This window comes from Streptomyces sp. NPDC026062 (genome assembly GCF_055568375.1).
This window is the reverse complement of record NZ_JBVHOQ010000025.1, coordinates 68,841-85,699: the sequence shown is the minus strand read 5'-3', so window position 1 is coordinate 85,699 and position 16,859 is coordinate 68,841. Positions and strand designations below refer to the sequence as shown.

Below are 16,859 nucleotides of genomic sequence, written 5' to 3'. Positions count from 1 at the left end.
CGACAATGCCGACCGATGAACGGCAGTGTTTCTCCCGGGTGAATGAGACGTCAAGGGTTGTGTGTTCTATAACTCGATCGTTACCGATGATCCCGCAGGGTGCTCAGAAGCGCCTGGCGCCCAGATCCCGGGAGACCGCGCGGGCGCAGTCCCGTACCGCCGCCACCAGCTCGGGCCGCAGTTCGCCGTCCGCGCACACCCGCTCCACCGCACCGGTGACCGCCACGGCGCCCACCGGCATCCGGCGCCGGTCGTGGATCGGGGCGGCCACCGCGGCCACCCCCTCCCAGGTCTCCTCCACGTCGGCCGCCCAGCCGCGCGCGCGGATCAGGTCGAGCATCGACTCGAACTCCTCCGGATCGGTGACCGTGTGGGGGGTGAAGGACTGCCGCTCGGCCTCCAGCGCCTCTGTGTGGGCCACCGGGTCGTAGGCCGACAGCACCTTGCCCAGGGCCGTGGAGTGCAGCGGCTGCATGGCCCCGACCTCCAGGACCTGGCGGCTGTCGTCGGGCCGGAAGACATGGTGGACGATCAGCACGCCCTGCTGGTGGAGGACGCCCAGATGGGCGCTCTCGCCGCTGGAGCGGGCCAGGTCGTCCGTCCAGACCAGGGCGCGGGCGCGCAGCTCGTGCACGTCCAGATAGCTGTTGCCCAGGCGCAGCAGCTCGGCCCCCAGCTGATAGCGGCCGGACGCCGCGTCCTGCTCGACGAAGCCCTCGTGCTGGAGCGTGCGGAGGATGCCGTGCGCGGTGCCCTTGGCCAGCCCCAGGGAGGAGGCGATGTCCGACAGCCCCAGCCGCCGCTCGCCGCCCGCCAGCAGACGCAGCATCGCGGCCGCCCGCTCAAGAGACTGGATGTTCTTGGCCATCGCGCCGTACTCCTCCACCTTGGTTCGACAATGCTGAACACTATCGGTCGATGCCGACCCGTGCTCGATCGCCAGGGAATTCTGCGGCACCCCGGCAGCCCGGACGGCCGTTTGCACAGCATGCAGTCCGATTCGTGGGACAGAGTGACGGCCCGGGGTGCTGCCCGGCTACCCTGGCCGGGTGCGCCTTCCGCCGAAGACGCAAAGCCGACAGCCGTCGCATCCCAGGGAGTACTTCCATGGCCTCGTCGCCGACCCCTTCCGCTGACAGCCGGACCCGAGCCGCAGCCCTCCGTGAGGCGCTTGCCACCCGTGTGGTGGTGGCCGACGGTGCTATGGGCACCATGCTCCAGGCGCAGGACCCCACTCTTGAGGACTTCCAGAACCTCGAAGGGTGCAACGAGATCCTCAACGTGACCCGCCCCGACATCGTGCGTTCCGTGCACGAGGAGTACTTCGCGGTCGGCGTGGACTGTGTGGAGACGAACACCTTCGGCGCGAACCACTCGGCGGCGAACGAGTACGAGATCGCGGACCGGATCGTCGAACTGTCCGAGGCCGGCGCCCGCATCGCCCGCGAGGTCGCCGACGAGTTCGCAGCGAAGGACGGCCGTCAGCGCTGGGTCCTCGGCTCCGTCGGCCCCGGCACCAAACTGCCCTCGCTCGGCCACGTCGCGTACGACGTGCTGCGGGACGGCTACCAGCAGAACGCCGAGGGCCTGCTCGCCGGCGGCGCGGACGCCCTGATCGTGGAGACCACGCAGGACCTGCTGCAGACGAAGTCCAGCCTCATCGGCGCGCGCCGGGCGATGGACGCCCTGGGCGTCGACGTGCCGCTGATCTGTTCGCTCGCCTTCGAGACGACCGGCGTCATGCTGCTCGGCTCCGAGATCGGTGCCGCGCTGACCGCCCTGGAGCCACTGGGCATCGATCTGATCGGGCTGAACTGCTCGACCGGCCCGGCCGAGATGAGCGAGCACCTGCGCTACCTGGCCCGGCACTCGCGTACGCCGCTGATGTGCATGCCGAACGCGGGCCTGCCCGTGCTGACCAAGGACGGCGCGCACTTCCCGCTCGGCCCCGAGGGCCTGGCGGACGCGCAGGAAGCCTTCGTGACCGACTACGGCCTGTCCCTGATCGGCGGCTGCTGCGGTACGACGCCCGAGCATCTGCGCCAGGTCGTCGAGCGGGCCCGCGCCCTCACCCCCGCCGTCCGCGACCCGCGCCCCGAGCCCGGCGCCGCCTCGCTCTACCAGACCGTGCCGTTCCGGCAGGACACCTCGTACCTCGCGATCGGTGAGCGTACGAACGCCAACGGGTCCAAGAAGTTCCGTGAGGCCATGCTGGAGGCCCGCTGGGACGACTGCGTGGAGATGGCCCGCGACCAGATCCGCGAGGGCGCGCACATGCTCGACCTCTGCGTCGACTACGTCGGCCGCGACGGTGTCGCCGACATGAAGGAGCTGGCCGGACGCTTCGCCACGGCCTCCACCCTGCCGATCGTGCTGGACTCCACCGAGCTTCCCGTGCTGCGGGCCGGCCTGGAGAAGCTCGGCGGACGCGCGGTCCTCAACTCGGTCAACTACGAGGACGGCGACGGCCCCGAGTCACGCTTCGTCCAGGTCACCCGGCTCGCCGCCGAGCACGGGGCCGCGCTGATCGCACTGACCATCGACGAGGAGGGCCAGGCCCGCACCGTCGAGCACAAGGTCGCCGTCGCGGAGCGGCTGATCGCGGACCTCACCGGCAACTGGGGCATCAGCGAGTCGGACATCCTCATCGACTGCCTCACCTTCACCATCTGCACCGGGCAGGAGGAGTCCCGCAAGGACGGCATCGCCACCATCGAGGCCATTCGCGAGCTGAAGAAGCGCCACCCGGCCGTCCAGACCACGCTGGGCCTCTCCAACATCTCCTTCGGTCTCAACCCGGCCGCCCGCGTCGTGCTCAACTCCGTCTTCCTCGACGAGTGCGTCAAGGCCGGTCTCGACTCCGCGATCGTGCACGCCTCGAAGATCCTGCCCATCGCCCGGCTGGACGAGGAACAGGTCAGGGTCGCCCACGACCTGGTCTACGACCGCCGCGCGGAGGGCTACGACCCGCTCCAGAAGCTCATGGAGCTCTTCGAGGGCGTCAACATGAAGTCGATGAAGGAGGGCAAGGCCGAGGAACTCCTCGCGCTTCCCCTCGACGAGCGCCTCCAGCGCCGCATCATCGACGGCGAGAAGAAGGGCCTGGAGACCGACCTCGACGAGGCCCTGCAGACCCGTCCCGCACTCGACATCGTCAACGACACGCTGCTGGAAGGCATGAAGGTCGTCGGCGAGCTCTTCGGCTCCGGCCAGATGCAGCTGCCGTTCGTGCTCCAGTCCGCCGAGGTCATGAAGTCCGCGGTCGCCCACCTGGAACCGCACATGGAGAAGTCCGACGCGGAGGGCAAGGGCACCATCGTGCTGGCGACCGTCCGCGGTGACGTCCACGACATCGGCAAGAACCTCGTCGACATCATCCTGTCCAACAACGGCTACAACGTCGTCAACATCGGCATCAAGCAGCCCGTCTCCGCGATCCTGGACGCCGCCGACGAGCACAAGGCCGACGTCATCGGCATGTCGGGCCTCCTGGTGAAGTCCACCGTGATCATGAAGGAGAACCTCCAGGAGCTCAACCAGCGCAAGCTGGCCGCCGAGTACCCGGTCATCCTGGGCGGCGCCGCCCTCACCCGCGCCTACGTGGAACAGGACCTGCACGAGATCTACGAGGGCGAGGTGCGCTACGCCCGCGACGCCTTCGAGGGGCTGCGCCTGATGGACGCGCTCATCGGGGTCAAGCGCGGCGTCCCGGGCGCCGCCCTGCCCGAGCTCAAGCAGCGCCGCGTGCCCAAGCGCGACACGGCCGTGCTGGAGGTCGAGGAGCCGGAGGAGGGCGTCCGCTCCGACGTCGCCGTCGACAACCCGGTCCCCACCCCGCCGTTCTGGGGGAGCAGGGTCGTCAAGGGCATCCAGCTCAAGGAGTACGCCTCCTGGCTCGACGAGGGCGCCCTGTTCAAGGGCCAGTGGGGCCTCAAGCAGGCCCGGGCCGGCGACGGGCCGACGTACGAGGAACTGGTCGAGACCGAGGGGCGCCCGCACCTGCGCGGCTGGCTCGACAAGCTCCACACCGAGAACCTCCTCGAAGCAGCCGTCGTCTACGGCTACTACCCCTGCGTCTCCAAGGGCGACGACCTGATCCTGCTCAACGAGGACGGCTCCGAGCGCACCCGTTTCACCTTCCCGCGCCAGCGCCGCGGCCGCCGTCTGTGCCTCGCGGACTTCTTCCGCCCCGAGGAATCCGGCGAGACGGACGTCATCGGCCTCCAGGTCGTCACCGTCGGTTCGAAGATCGGCGGCGAGACCGCCAAGCTCTTCGAAGCCAACTCCTACCGTGACTACCTGGAGCTGCACGGCCTGTCCGTCCAGCTCGCCGAGGCCCTCGCCGAGTACTGGCACGCCCGCGTCCGTTCCGAGCTCGGCTTCGCGGGCGACGACCCCGCCGATGTCGAGGACATGTTCGCGCTCAAGTACCGGGGCGCGCGCTTCTCCCTCGGTTACGGTGCGTGCCCGGACCTGGAGGACCGTGCGAAGATCGCCGACCTGCTCCAGCCGGAGCGGATCGGGGTCCACCTGTCGGAGGAGTTCCAGCTCCACCCCGAGCAGTCCACCGACGCGATCGTCATCCACCACCCCGAAGCGAAGTACTTCAACGCGCGGTAAGGCTCCGTTCGCCGCGCGTCAGCGGCACGAGTCGTACACTGGTCGGTCCAGTGCAGGCCGGTCGCCTCCCTCCGGGAAGGGCGGCCGGCCTTCTCGTCCCTCATGAAAGGTGTGCCGGATGACCAGTACGGTCCCCGCGTCCCTGACCCGTACGGCCGAGGGCGCCGCCCTTCAGGCCGTCTTCCTCGACATGGACGGCACCCTGGTCGACACCGAGGGGTTCTGGTGGGACGCGGAGGTGTCGGTCTTCGCCGATCTTGGGCACCGGCTGGACGAGGCGTGGAAGGACGTGGTCGTCGGCGGTCCGATGACCCGCAGCGCCGGATACCTCATGGACGTCACCGGGGCGGACGTCACCCTGGAGGAACTGACCGTGCTGCTCAACGACCGCTTCGAGAAGCGCATCGCCGACGGTGTGCCGCTGATGCCGGGCGCGGCGCGGCTCCTCGCCGAACTGGCGCGACACGAGATCCCCACCGCCCTCGTCTCCGCCTCGCACCGGCGCATCATCGACCGCGTCCTGGACTCGGTGGGCCGCCACCACTTCGCGCTCACCGTGGCGGGCGACGAGGTCACCCGTACCAAGCCCCACCCGGAGCCCTATCTCACGGCGGCGAGCGGCTTCGGGGCCGATCCCCGGCTCTGCGCCGTCATCGAGGACACCGCGACCGGCGTGGCCGCCGCCGAGGCCGCGGGGTGCCGGGTGGTCGCCGTACCGTCCGTGTCCCCGATCGCCCCGGCGGCCGGCCGGGTGGTCGTCGGCTCGCTCGAAGAAGTCGATCTCGCGTTTCTCAGGGAGCTGATCACCGGCACGCGGTGACCCGCTTGGCGGGAGCGGGCTCTCGCATGCGGGCGTTCTCCCCCGGCCGGCTCCGGGTGTGAATGGATGAGGGCATGTCAAGTTCGCGGAGGTTTCCCCCGCGTGACCTCCGCCACTCGTTCGATCATCGGTGGGTCGGCAAGCTCTGCCGCACGGCCTGTTTCACGTACCGAAGTGTCCCGATTGGTGAATCCCTGTACGAATCATGCCGGGAGCCGGGAACCGCTCCGCCGCTGGTCTTCCTGACCTGGTGATGACGTGGGGAAGGTGGCCGGTCCGGCAGCGCGGGCGAGTCCTACTAATGTCGTTTTCTCCACAACCGCGTGAGGGAGAACGCCCACGATGAACCCCAGGACTCCGGTGCTTCCGGCCGTCGTCGGCCTGCTCGCCCCCGTACTCGCCGCCTGCGGCGCTTCGGACGTCGGGGGCGGGGCCGACGGTTCCGTCGTCGGGGTCACGGACCGGTTCGTCGCCTCGAAGGGTTCTCCCGCGCCCTTCGACCCCGCCACCGGCTATGAGGACGGTGCCTGGAACGTACTGCGGCAGACGGTGCAGACGCTGATGCACATCCCGCGCGACGGCGGCCGGCCGGAACCCGAGGCGGCCGAGAGCTGCTTCTTCACCGACACGGCCAACGAGAGCTACCGCTGCAAACTGCGCGGCGGCCTGACTTTCGCGGACGGCAGCCCGCTCACCGCCGAGGACGTCAAGTACTCCCTCGACCGCGTACTCCGGATCAAGTCCACCAACGGTCCCGTGTCCCTGTTCCACAACATCGACACCGTCGAGACCAAGGGCGACCGCGAGGTCGTATTCCACCTCCGGACCCCGGACGCGACCTTCCCGTACAAACTCGCGACGCCGCCCGCCGGAATCGTCCAGCGGGCCAAGTACCCGGCGGACGCGCCGCGCAGCGGCTTCCAGGTGGACGGGTCGGGTCCGTACACCATGAAGCCGGAAGTGAGCGACGGCCGCGTCGAGAGAATCGTCTTCACCAGGAACCCCCGCTACAAGGGGGATCTCAAGGTCCTCAACGAGAAGGTCGAACTGCGTTCCTTCCCCGACGCCACGGCCATGGGCAAGGCGCTCGACGAGAAGAAGATCGACCTCATGACGCGCACCCTGTCGCCGAAGCAGGCCCAGCAGATGGCGGAGCACCCCAAGGACGGCATCAAGCTGACCGAGATGCCCGGACTCGCCATCCGGTACCTCGGCTTCGACACCGAGGCCCCTGCCGTGAAGAACAAGGCGGTCCGCCGGGCCATGGCCCAGATCATCGACCGGGGCGAGATCACGAGCGAGGTGTACCGCACCACGGCCGAGCCGCTGTACTCGCTGATCCCGCCCGGCATCGCCGGACACACGAACTCGTTCTACAACAGGTACGGAGAGCCCAGTGCGGCCAAGGCCGCGGCGATCCTGAAGGCCGCGTCAATCGACACTCCGGTGAAGTTCACGCTGCACTACACGAGCGACTACTACGGCGATACCACCGCCGACGAGTTCGAGACGCTGAAGCGGCAGCTCAACAGCACCGGGCTCTTCGACGTCACGGTCAAGGGCACCCCCTGGGCGGAGTACCGTTCTGCCGAGAAGCGCGGCGACTACGCCGTGTACGGCATGGGCTGGTCCCCCGACTTCCCGGACCCGGACAACTACACGGCGCCGTTCCTCGGCCAGGACAACGTCCTCAACTCGCCCTACCGGTCGGCCGCGGCCGAGAAGACACTCATCCCCGAGTCCCGCCGCGAGCCCGACCGCAGCGCCACCGCCAAGACCTTCCAGCAGCTTCAGGACATCGTCGCCGAGGACGTCCCCGTCCTTCCGCTCTGGCAGGGCAAGCAGTACGTCGCCGCCCGCGAGGGGCTCGCCGGTGTCGAAGGGGCGGTCACCTCGTCCGCCGACCTCCACCTCTGGGAACTCGGCGCCGACGCCTCCTGAACCGCCGGCGCGCCGACCGCCCCGCAGACGATCACTGGGCGCCGGGGCGCACCAGGCCGCTCTCGTACGCGTACACAGCGGCCTGTACCCGGTCGCGCAGGCCCAGCTTCGTCAGCACATGGCCCACATGCGTCTTGACCGTGGTCTCGCTGACGAAGAGGTCGGCGGCGATCTCCGCGTTCGAGAGGCCGCGTGCCACCAGCTTCAGGACCTCCACCTCGCGGTCCGTGAGCGTGTGCAGTGTGTCCGGCACCGGCTCCTCGCCGGACGGCAGGTGGTCCGCGTACTTGTCGAGCAGCCGGCGCGTGATGCTCGGGGCGAGCATCGCCTCGCCGCCCGCGACCACGCGGATCGCCTGCACCAGCTCATTGGCCGGGGCGTCCTTCAGCAGGAAGCCACTGGCGCCGGCGCGGAGCGCCTCCACCACGTACTCGTCGAGATCGAACGTGGTGAGCACCAGCACCTTCGCCGGGCCGTCCCGGCCCGGACCGGTGATCTGACGCGTCGCCTCGACACCGTCCATCCGCGGCATCCGGATGTCCATCAGCACCACATCGGGCTGGAGCGCCCGCACCTGGTCGAGCGCCTGGAGACCGTCACCGGCCTCGCCCACCACCGCGAGATCGCCCTCCGCCTCCAGAATCATCCGGAAGCCGGTGCGCAGCAGCGGTTGGTCGTCGACCAGCAGGACGCGGATTGCCACAGGATCTCCTCAATGTCCTTCAAGGGCCACGGACCGGCCCTCCTCGGCCCGGACCGGGTCCATTCTGCCCTGGCCATCCTGCGCCGGGTCCGTCGCCCGGACCGGCAGCGGATAGACCGGGGGAGTCCCGCCGAATTCGGGACAGAGCGCCTGGTGGTCGCACCAGCCGCACAGCTTCGTCGGCCGAGGCCGCCACTCACCGGTCTCCGTGGCCAGCGAGATCGCGTCCCAGAGCGCCAGCAGCTTGCGCTCCACCCGCTCCAGGTCCGCCACCACCGGGTCGTACGTCATTACGTCGCCGCTGCCGAGATAGACCAGCTGGAGCCGGCGTGGCACCACACCCTTGAGCCGCCAGATCACCAGCGCGTAGAACTTCATCTGGAAGAGCGCGCCCTCCGCGTACTCCGGGCGCGGCGCCTTCCCCGTCTTGTAGTCCACGATCCGGACCTCGCCCGTCGGCGCCACATCGATCCGGTCGATCACCCCGCGCAGCCGCAGCCCCGACTCCAGCTCGGTCTCGACGAACATCTCCCGCTCGGCCGGCTCCAGACGCGTCGGATCCTCCAGCGAGAACCAGCGCTCCACCAGCCGCTCCGCCTCCGACAGCCACTGCGCGAGCCGCTCGCCCTCCGGATCCTCGGCGAACAGCCCCGCCAGCTCCGGCTTCGACTCCAGCAGCCGGTCCCACTGGCCGGGGACCAGCGACGTGGCCCGGTCCGGCGTGCGCTCCGCCGCCGGATTGTCGAAGAGCCGCTCCAGAACGGCATGCACCAGCGTGCCCCGGGTAGCCGCCTCGCTGGGCTTCTGCGGCAGTCTGTCGATGACGCGGAAGCGGTACAGCAGGGGGCACTGCATGAAATCACTCGCCCGCGACGGCGAAAGGGACGAGGGCGGCTGAGGCGGCCGCGGTACGGAGGTCATGACGAAGACCCTACGACCCGCTACTGACACCGATCGGCATACCATCGACCACAGAGCCTCGAACACTGCATGACCGTGCCGGAACGGCACCGACCGAAGGGACCCCGTGGACGAGAGCGGCGACAGCGGGCGGCCGCGGCCCGGCGCAGGGGGCAAGGCCCCCGGCGACGGTCCCGGCAAGGGCACGCCGGGACGTGGGGACGAGCCGGGCGGCGGCATCCTCATGGGCCGCCCCTTCGGCGTGCCGGTCTATGTGGCACCCAGCTGGTTCGTCGTGGCAGCCCTGATCACCTGGGTCTTCGGCGGCCAGCTCGACCGGGTGCTGCCCGACCTCGGCGCGGCGCGCTACCTGGTCGCCCTCTTCTTCGCGATCGCGTTCTACGCCTCCGTGCTCGTCCATGAACTCGCGCACACGGTCGTCGCCCTGCGCTACAAGCTCCCGGTCCGCCGCATCCAGCTCCAGTTCTTCGGCGGCGTCTCGGAGATCGAGAAGGAATCCGAGACCCCCGGCCGCGAATTCGTCCTCGCCTTCGTCGGCCCGCTGCTCTCCCTCGTCCTCGCGGGCGTCTTCTACGTACCGATGAAATTCGTCGAAGCCGGCACCGTGCCCGGCGTCCTGCTCGGCGGACTGATGATCTCCAACCTCATCGTCGCCGCGTTCAACCTGCTGCCCGGTCTCCCGCTCGACGGCGGCCGGATGCTGCGTGCCGTCGTCTGGAAGATCACCGGCCGTCCGATGAGCGGCACCGTCGCCGCCGCATGGGTGGGCCGTGCCCTCGCCGTCATCACCCTCGTCGGCCTGCCCCTCCTCACCCACACCGAGATCCTCGGGAGCGGCGACCGCGATATCAGCGGCATGGACACCGTCACCGACGCCCTGCTCGCCGCGATCCTCGCCGCCATCATCTGGACCGGCGCGGGCAACAGCCTGCGCATGGCCCGGCTCCGCGAACACCTCCCCGACCTGCAGGCCCGCGCCCTCACCCGGCGCGCGGTCCCGGTCGAGGCCGACACCCCGCTCTCCGAGGCCCTGCGCCGGGCCAACGAGGCGGGTGCCCGCGCCCTCGTCGTCGTCGACGGATCCGGCGAGCCCACGGGGCTCGTCCGGGAGACCGCCATCGTCGCGGTCCCCGAACACCGCCGCCCCTGGGTCGCTGTCAGCGGTCTCGCCCAGGACCTCACCGACGGCATGAGGGTCTCCGCCGGACTCGCGGGCGAAGCCCTGCTGGACCGGCTCAAGGCCAGCCCCGCCACCGAGTACCTCGTCGTCGAGGACACCGGTGAGATCTACGGGGTGCTGTCCACCGCCGACGTCGAGCGCGCGTTCGTCGCGGCCATGGCCCGTCCCGCCGCCTGAGAGCGGCGGCCGCGCTCCGGGCGGCGGTCGGAGCCCCCTGAAACACCGGTACGCTGGTCGCATGTCTGAACCGACCGGTGCCGCCCGCCGACGTGGGCCCTTCAAGGTCGGGGACCAGGTCCAGCTCACCGATCCCAAGGGACGCCACTACACCTTCACGCTCGAAGCCGGAAAGAACTTCCACACCCACAAGGGTTCTTTCTCGCACGACGAGCTGATCGGTGCTCCCGAGGGCAGCGTTGTCCGTACCACGGGAAACGTCGTCTACCTGGCGCTGCGCCCCCTGCTCCCCGACTACGTCCTGTCCATGCCCCGCGGCGCCGCCGTGGTCTACCCCAAGGACGCGGGTCAGATCCTGGCCTTCGGCGACATCTTCCCCGGCGCCCGCGTCGTGGAAGCCGGCGTGGGATCCGGCGCACTGTCCACCTTCCTGCTCCGCGCCATCGGCGAGCAGGGCATGCTGCACTCCTACGAGCGCCGCGAGGACTTCGCCGAGATCGCCCAGCAGAACGTCGAGCGCTACTTCGGCAGTCCGCACCCCGCCTGGCAGCTCACGGTCGGCGACCTCCAGGACAACCTCACGGAAACCGACGTGGACCGCGTCGTCCTGGACATGCTCGCGCCCTGGGAGTGCCTGGACGTCGTCTCCAAGGCGCTCGTCCCCGGCGGCATCCTCTGCGCGTACGTCGCCACCACCACCCAGCTCTCGCGGACGGTCGAGTCCATCCGTGAGATCGGCTGCTTCGCCGAACCGCAGCCCTGGGAGTCGATGATCCGCAACTGGCACGTCGAGGGTCTCGCGGTCCGTCCGGACCACCGCATGATCGGCCACACGGGATTCCTCGTGACAGCCCGCCGGCTGGCCGACGGAGTCCAGGCCCCGGCGCGCCGCCGCCGCCCCTCCAAGGGCGCCTACGGCGAGGACTACACGGGCCCCGGCAGCCGGAGCGGCTCCGACCGCGACTGAACCCACGGGCGGGGTCTTCCCCGTGCGCCCCGGCCTGCCGGCGCCGCCGCCTAGTTCCCGGACCGACCCGGGAACTCGGCGGCGGCGCCTTTGCGTTGCCCCTGTGCGGGGGACGTACGGAGAGCGGGATCCGTAACGACCCCACCGTTCCACTGCCGTGTGAGGTGTGGCACGATGCTGGCCACCCCACCCCGCCGCCGACCTCCCGCCGACGGCGCCTCCTTTTCCGGCATTCCGCACCACAGGACCACAGGAGACCACCCGCGTGCAGACCTCCGCGCTCCCGGACCTCGCGCACACCGACACCACGCCGATGCACTGGCTCGCCACGGCGGCAGCCATGGCCGCCGTCGTCGCGGCAGCCGGTCTGCTCCAGCCCGACGCGAGCGCTTCGGCCTCCACCCCGCACCGCACCGTGGCACAGCACGGCACGGCGCCCGTGGCCGCCCCCGACCCGGCCCGTGCGGCCTTCCCGCTGGAATGCGGCGGGGTGGGCAACACCGTGGCCAAGGAGGCTCCGGGCGACCTGGACGGCGACAGCCGTCCGGAAACCGTCGCGGTGGTCCACTGCGCGGCCGGATCGGGCACCCCGCCCAGCGGTGTCTACGTCCTGACACAGGGAAGCGGGGCCGCACCACGGATCGTCGCGACCCTGGTGGACCCCGCTCAGAAGATGAGCGTCGGCGACTTCGATGTGCGTGACGGCGTCGTCTCCGCCACGCTGCTCGGCTACTCCTCGTCCGCCGTGCCCTCCTGCTGCCCCGACGAGCAGGAGAAGGTCACCTGGCAGTGGCAGAACGGCGCCTTCGTGCGCAGCAGCCAGTCCGAGAAACCCGCCGGCGCGGGCATCTGACCATCACCGCAGGCGCAGGCGCAGGCGCAGGCGCCGAGGTCCGACCGTCACCCGGCGTGCCCGCCGTCCCGCTCCGGGAACGCGGTCAGGCGGCCTCGGGTCCGAAGACCTCGACCCTGTCCGAGACGCGCCGTACATGAATGCAGTCGCCCGGGCACTCCTTGGCCGAGTCGACCACGTCCTGAAGGATCGGCAGCGGGACGGGCGTGGTCGCGCCCTTGTCCTGGAGCAGCTCGTCCTGATCGCTCTTCACATACGCGAGACCGTCGATGTCCAGCTCGAAGACCTCCGGGGCGTACTGCACGCAGATACCGTCCCCCGTGCAGAGGTCCTGGTCGATCCAGACCTCCAGGTCCTGCGTCTCGCCACCGGTGGGAGCGTCCTGCTGCACGGTATTTCTCCTGCCGTTTCCTGCGTATCCGAACCAAAAAAAGCCAGCCCTGGCGGGTGTTGAACAGTTCGACGATACAACCGGCCGCTTTCCGATGTTGAAGGGTGGGTATTCCCCTGGGACGAGGGAGAGCGCAAGGGTGAAGATCGGACACACCTCAGAGTCTTTGTGATCTAGGGGTTTCAATCATCACCCACCCAGGTAGGGTCAGGAAGCGTCCAGCTCCCCTTGGAGGAGGTGAGGACCGTGGCAGCCCACGACGACGACATCAACCGCGGCATCCGGCCCGGGCGGGGGTCCGATGACCCAGCCGGCCAGGTCGCCTATCTCGAGCAGGAAATCGCCGTCCTGCGACGTAAGCTCGCCGACTCTCCGCGTCATACGAGGATTCTCGAAGAGCGGATCGTCGAGTTGCAGACCAACCTCGCAGGCGTGTCCGCGCAGAACGAGCGGCTCGCCGGCACACTCCGCGAGGCCCGAGACCAGATCGTGGCCCTCAAGGAAGAGGTCGACCGGCTCGCACAGCCGCCGGCCGGCTTCGGTGTGTTCCTGCAGGCCAACGAGGACGGCACCTGCGACATCTTCACCGGGGGCCGCAAGCTCCGGGTGAACGTCAGTCCCAGCATCGAGCTGGAGGACCTCAGGCGTGGCCAGGAGGTCATGCTCAACGAAGCGCTCAACGTGGTCGACGCCATGGAATTCGAGCGGGCCGGGGACATCGTCACCCTCAAGGAGATCCTTGAGGACGGCGAACGCGCCCTGGTGGTCGGGCACACCGACGAGGAACGGGTGGTGCGGCTCGCCGAGCCGTTGCTGGACATCACCATCCGCCCCGGCGACGCCCTGCTGCTCGAACCCAGGTCCGGCTACGTCTACGAAGTCGTCCCCAAGAGCGAGGTCGAGGAGCTCGTCCTCGAAGAAGTCCCCGACATCGACTACGACAAGATCGGCGGACTGGGCGACCAGATCGAGCTCATCCGGGACGCGGTCGAGCTCCCCTACCTCCATCCGGACCTCTTCAAGGAGCACGAGCTGCGGCCGCCGAAGGGCATCCTGCTCTACGGTCCGCCCGGCTGCGGCAAGACACTCATTGCCAAGGCCGTCGCCAACTCCCTTGCCAAGAAGGTCGCCGAAGTCACCGGCCAGCCGGCCGGCAAGAGCTACTTCCTCAACATCAAGGGCCCGGAGCTCCTCAACAAGTACGTGGGCGAGACCGAGCGCCACATCCGCCTGGTCTTCCAGCGCGCCCGGGAGAAGGCGAGTGAGGGCACCCCCGTCATCGTCTTCTTCGACGAGATGGAGTCCCTCTTCCGTACCCGGGGATCGGGCGTCAGCTCGGACGTGGAGAACACCATCGTCCCCCAGCTGCTCGCCGAGATCGACGGTGTCGAGGGCCTGGAGAACGTCATCGTCATCGGCGCCTCCAACCGCGAGGACATGATCGACCCCGCGATCCTGCGACCCGGCCGCCTCGATGTGAAGATCAAGATCGAGCGTCCCGACGCGGAGGCCGCGAAGGACATCTTCGCGAAGTACCTCACGCCTTCGCTGCCCCTGCACGCGGACGATCTCGCCGAGCACACCGGCTCCAAGGAGGCCGCGGCTCACGCCATGATCCAGTCGGTCGTCGAGCGGATGTACACCGAGTCCGAGGAGAACCGCTTCCTCGAGGTCACGTACGCCAACGGCGACAAGGAAGTCCTTTACTTCAAGGACTTCAACTCCGGCGCGATGATCCAGAACATCGTCGACCGGGCCAAGAAGATGGCCATCAAGGCATTCCTGGAGCAGGGCCAGAAGGGCCTGCGCGTCTCCCATCTCCTCCAGGCCTGTGTGGACGAGTTCAAGGAGAACGAGGACCTGCCGAACACCACCAACCCGGACGACTGGGCCAGGATCTCCGGCAAGAAGGGGGAGCGGATCGTCTTCATCCGCACACTCGTCACCGGAAAGCAGGGCGCGGACACCGGTCGCTCCATCGACACGGTGGCGAATACCGGGCAGTACCTCTAGAACGCGGATCGGCTGCGGATGCCCGGCCGGGCATCCGCAGCCGGTTGCTTTCCGGACAGCTGCCACGACACCGCAGGTAATGACGTGATTGATCTCCCCACCGGCACAGAGGCGCTCTAGGCTCTGGCATAACCGCCCGGTCGCGCAGTGCGGGAACGGGCGAACCGCGCACGCACCGGAAAAGCAGCGGTACTTGAGCGCCGCCCCGGAAGGGAGCGCCGCCGGGCAAGGAGGGCCGCATGACCGTACGGCGAGTAATGGGCATCGAGACCGAGTACGGGATTTCCGTGCCAGGCCACCCCAACGCCAATGCCATGCTCACCTCGTCCCAGATCGTCAACGCGTACGCGGCGGCGATGCACCGGGCGCGCCGCGCCCGCTGGGACTTCGAGGAGGAGAATCCGCTGCGCGACGCGCGAGGCTTCGACCTCGCCCGTGAGACCGCCGATTCCAGCCAGCTCACCGACGAGGACATCGGCCTGGCCAATGTCATCCTCACCAACGGGGCACGGCTCTATGTCGACCACGCGCACCCCGAGTACAGCTCGCCGGAGATCACCAACCCCAGGGACGCGGTCCTGTGGGACAAGGCCGGCGAACGCATCATGGCCGAGGCCGCCGAGCGCGCGGCCCAGCTCCCGGGCGCCCAGCCGATCCATCTCTACAAGAACAACACCGACAACAAGGGCGCCTCGTACGGCACGCACGAGAACTACCTGATGAAGCGCGAGACCCCCTTCTCCGACATCGTGCGCCATCTGACGCCGTTCTTCGTCTCGCGCCAGGTCGTCACCGGCGCGGGCCGGGTCGGTATCGGCCAGGACGGCCACGAGCACGGCTTCCAGATCAGCCAGCGCGCCGACTACTTCGAGGTCGAGGTCGGTCTGGAGACCACCCTCAAGCGCCCGATCATCAACACGCGCGACGAGCCGCACTCCGACGCCGAGAAGTACCGCCGGCTGCACGTGATCATCGGGGACGCCAATCTGTCCGAGATCTCCACCTACCTCAAGCTGGGCACCACCTCGCTGGTGCTCTCCATGATCGAGGACGGGTTCATCAACGTCGACCTGGCCGTCGACCAGCCCGTACGCACTCTGCACCAGGTCTCCCACGATCCGGATCTCCAGCAGCTGATCACTCTGCGCAGCGGCCGGACACTCACCGCGGTGCAGCTCCAGATGGAGTACTTCGAGCTGGGCCGCAAGTACGTCGAGGAGCGGTACGGGGCGGATGCCGACGAGCAGACCAAGGACATCCTGATCCGCTGGGAGGACACGCTCAACCGGCTGGAGAGCGATCCGATGAGTCTCTCCCGCGAGCTGGACTGGATCGCCAAGCGGGAACTCATGGAGGGCTACCGCCGTCGCGACAACCTGGACTGGGACGCGGCCCGTCTGCATCTGGTGGATCTGCAGTACGCCGACGTACGGGCCGAGAAGGGCCTGTACAACCGTCTGGCGGCCCGAGGCAGGATGAAGCGCCTGCTGGACGAGAACGAGGTCGAGAAGGCCCGTACGGCGCCTCCGGAGGACACCAGAGCGTATTTCCGCGGTCGCTGTCTGGAGCAGTACGCGGACGACGTCGCGGCGGCCTCCTGGGACTCGGTCATCTTCGACCTGCCCGGCCACGACTCCCTTCAGCGGGTTCCCACCATGGAGCCGCTGCGGGGCACCCGTGACCACGTCAAGGCCCTCCTGGACCGCTGCCGTACCGCGGAAGAGCTGGTCCAGGTGCTGTCGGGCGGCTGAAAGGGCCGACGACGGGGAATCATTCCGATGACCTCCGGACGTTGAGACAAGTACCGGGCCAATGTCGGACCCCGTAGGTAGGGTCTGATCAAGTGCTTCGAACCGAGCGGGGTGAGCTATATGGCGACCAAGGACACCGGCGGCGGACAGCAGAAGGCGACGCGCTCCACAGGAGAGGCCGAGGAGCAGGCGCAGGACGCGCAGGGCTCCGAGGACCTCAAGGAGCGACAGGAGAAGCTGAGCGACGACGTCGACGACGTCCTCGACGAGATCGACGATGTCCTGGAGGCCAACGCCGAGGACTTCGTTCGCTCATTTGTGCAAAAGGGCGGGGAGTAACGGCCCCGCGCCACGACCGGTCGTGGGGGGGGGGGGGGGGGGGGGGGGGGGGGGGGGGGGGGGGGGGGGGGCGGCCGCGGGGGGGGGGGGGGGGGGGGGGTGCGTGGGGGGGGGGGGGGGGGCCGGGGGGGGTGCGGGGGGGGGGGGTATCGATGTGGTGGAGGAGTTGGCGGGCCTGGTCCC

13 protein-coding genes are annotated in these 16,859 nt (G+C 69.1%); 9 read left to right on the top strand and 4 right to left on the bottom strand.

Annotation, left to right across the window (positions count from 1 at the left end; all coding sequences use genetic code 11):
- Nucleotides 1–103: 103 nt before the first annotated feature.
- The gene (locus tag ACZ4LX_RS22865; RefSeq protein ID WP_467647864.1) at nucleotides 104–868 is read right to left on the bottom strand and encodes an IclR family transcriptional regulator; all 765 of its coding nucleotides are present in this window, start codon (nucleotides 866–868) and stop codon (nucleotides 104–106) included.
- A gap of 239 nt (nucleotides 869–1,107) precedes the next feature.
- Between ACZ4LX_RS22865 and metH the strand changes: the two genes are divergently transcribed.
- The 3 genes from metH to ACZ4LX_RS22850 all read left to right on the top strand — a co-directional run bounded on the left by metH (nucleotide 1,108) and on the right by ACZ4LX_RS22850 (nucleotide 7,381).
- A complete protein-coding gene (gene metH / locus ACZ4LX_RS22860; RefSeq protein WP_467647868.1) occupies nucleotides 1,108–4,620 on the top strand; it encodes a methionine synthase in 3,513 nt (1,170 codons plus the stop codon).
- Nucleotides 4,621–4,738: 118 nt separating this feature from the next.
- Nucleotides 4,739–5,440 (top strand): HAD family hydrolase, encoded by a 702-nt coding sequence (locus ACZ4LX_RS22855; protein ID WP_467647871.1) that lies wholly within the window; start codon nucleotides 4,739–4,741, stop codon nucleotides 5,438–5,440.
- A gap of 342 nt (nucleotides 5,441–5,782) precedes the next feature.
- Complete coding sequence (locus ACZ4LX_RS22850) at nucleotides 5,783–7,381, top strand: ABC transporter substrate-binding protein (RefSeq protein ID WP_467647873.1); 1,599 nt, start codon at nucleotides 5,783–5,785, stop codon at nucleotides 7,379–7,381.
- Nucleotides 7,382–7,412: 31 nt separating this feature from the next.
- On the opposite strand, the gene ACZ4LX_RS22845 is transcribed toward ACZ4LX_RS22850, so the two are convergent.
- Nucleotides 7,413–8,084, bottom strand: coding sequence for a response regulator (locus ACZ4LX_RS22845; protein WP_148016141.1), 672 nt, complete (start codon nucleotides 8,082–8,084; stop codon nucleotides 7,413–7,415).
- A gap of 9 nt (nucleotides 8,085–8,093) precedes the next feature.
- On the bottom strand, nucleotides 8,094–8,939 hold the full coding sequence (locus tag ACZ4LX_RS22840) for a RecB family exonuclease (RefSeq protein ID WP_467648116.1): 846 nt from the start codon (nucleotides 8,937–8,939) through the stop codon (nucleotides 8,094–8,096).
- A 172-nt stretch (nucleotides 8,940–9,111) separates the two neighbouring features.
- Between ACZ4LX_RS22840 and ACZ4LX_RS22835 the strand changes: the two genes are divergently transcribed.
- From ACZ4LX_RS22835 to ACZ4LX_RS22825, 3 genes are all read left to right on the top strand, one after another.
- Nucleotides 9,112–10,362 carry a site-2 protease family protein gene (locus tag ACZ4LX_RS22835; RefSeq protein ID WP_467647878.1) on the top strand — a complete coding sequence of 417 codons (1,251 nt, stop codon included), beginning with the start codon at nucleotides 9,112–9,114 and terminating at the stop codon, nucleotides 10,360–10,362.
- A 61-nt stretch (nucleotides 10,363–10,423) separates the two neighbouring features.
- Nucleotides 10,424–11,329, top strand: coding sequence for a tRNA (adenine-N1)-methyltransferase (locus ACZ4LX_RS22830; RefSeq protein ID WP_467647881.1), 906 nt, complete (start codon nucleotides 10,424–10,426; stop codon nucleotides 11,327–11,329).
- A 265-nt stretch (nucleotides 11,330–11,594) separates the two neighbouring features.
- A complete protein-coding gene (locus ACZ4LX_RS22825) occupies nucleotides 11,595–12,182 on the top strand; it encodes a hypothetical protein (RefSeq protein ID WP_467647885.1) in 588 nt (195 codons plus the stop codon).
- An 85-nt stretch (nucleotides 12,183–12,267) separates the two neighbouring features.
- Here ACZ4LX_RS22825 and ACZ4LX_RS22820 read toward each other — a convergent pair whose 3' ends face one another.
- Nucleotides 12,268–12,573: a ferredoxin gene (locus ACZ4LX_RS22820; protein ID WP_467647891.1), complete on the bottom strand. Its 306-nt coding sequence runs from the start codon at nucleotides 12,571–12,573 to the stop codon at nucleotides 12,268–12,270.
- Between the two features lie 246 nt (nucleotides 12,574–12,819).
- Between ACZ4LX_RS22820 and arc the strand changes: the two genes are divergently transcribed.
- From arc to ACZ4LX_RS22805, 3 genes are all read left to right on the top strand, one after another.
- Nucleotides 12,820–14,586: a proteasome ATPase gene (gene arc, locus ACZ4LX_RS22815; RefSeq protein ID WP_467647895.1), complete on the top strand. Its 1,767-nt coding sequence runs from the start codon at nucleotides 12,820–12,822 to the stop codon at nucleotides 14,584–14,586.
- Between the two features lie 239 nt (nucleotides 14,587–14,825).
- Nucleotides 14,826–16,337, top strand: a complete 1,512-nt coding sequence (gene dop, locus ACZ4LX_RS22810) for a depupylase/deamidase Dop (RefSeq protein WP_467647898.1) — start codon at nucleotides 14,826–14,828, stop codon at nucleotides 16,335–16,337.
- Between the two features lie 120 nt (nucleotides 16,338–16,457).
- Nucleotides 16,458–16,676, top strand: coding sequence for a ubiquitin-like protein Pup (locus tag ACZ4LX_RS22805; protein WP_467647902.1), 219 nt, complete (start codon nucleotides 16,458–16,460; stop codon nucleotides 16,674–16,676).
- Nucleotides 16,677–16,859: the final 183 nt, after the last annotated feature.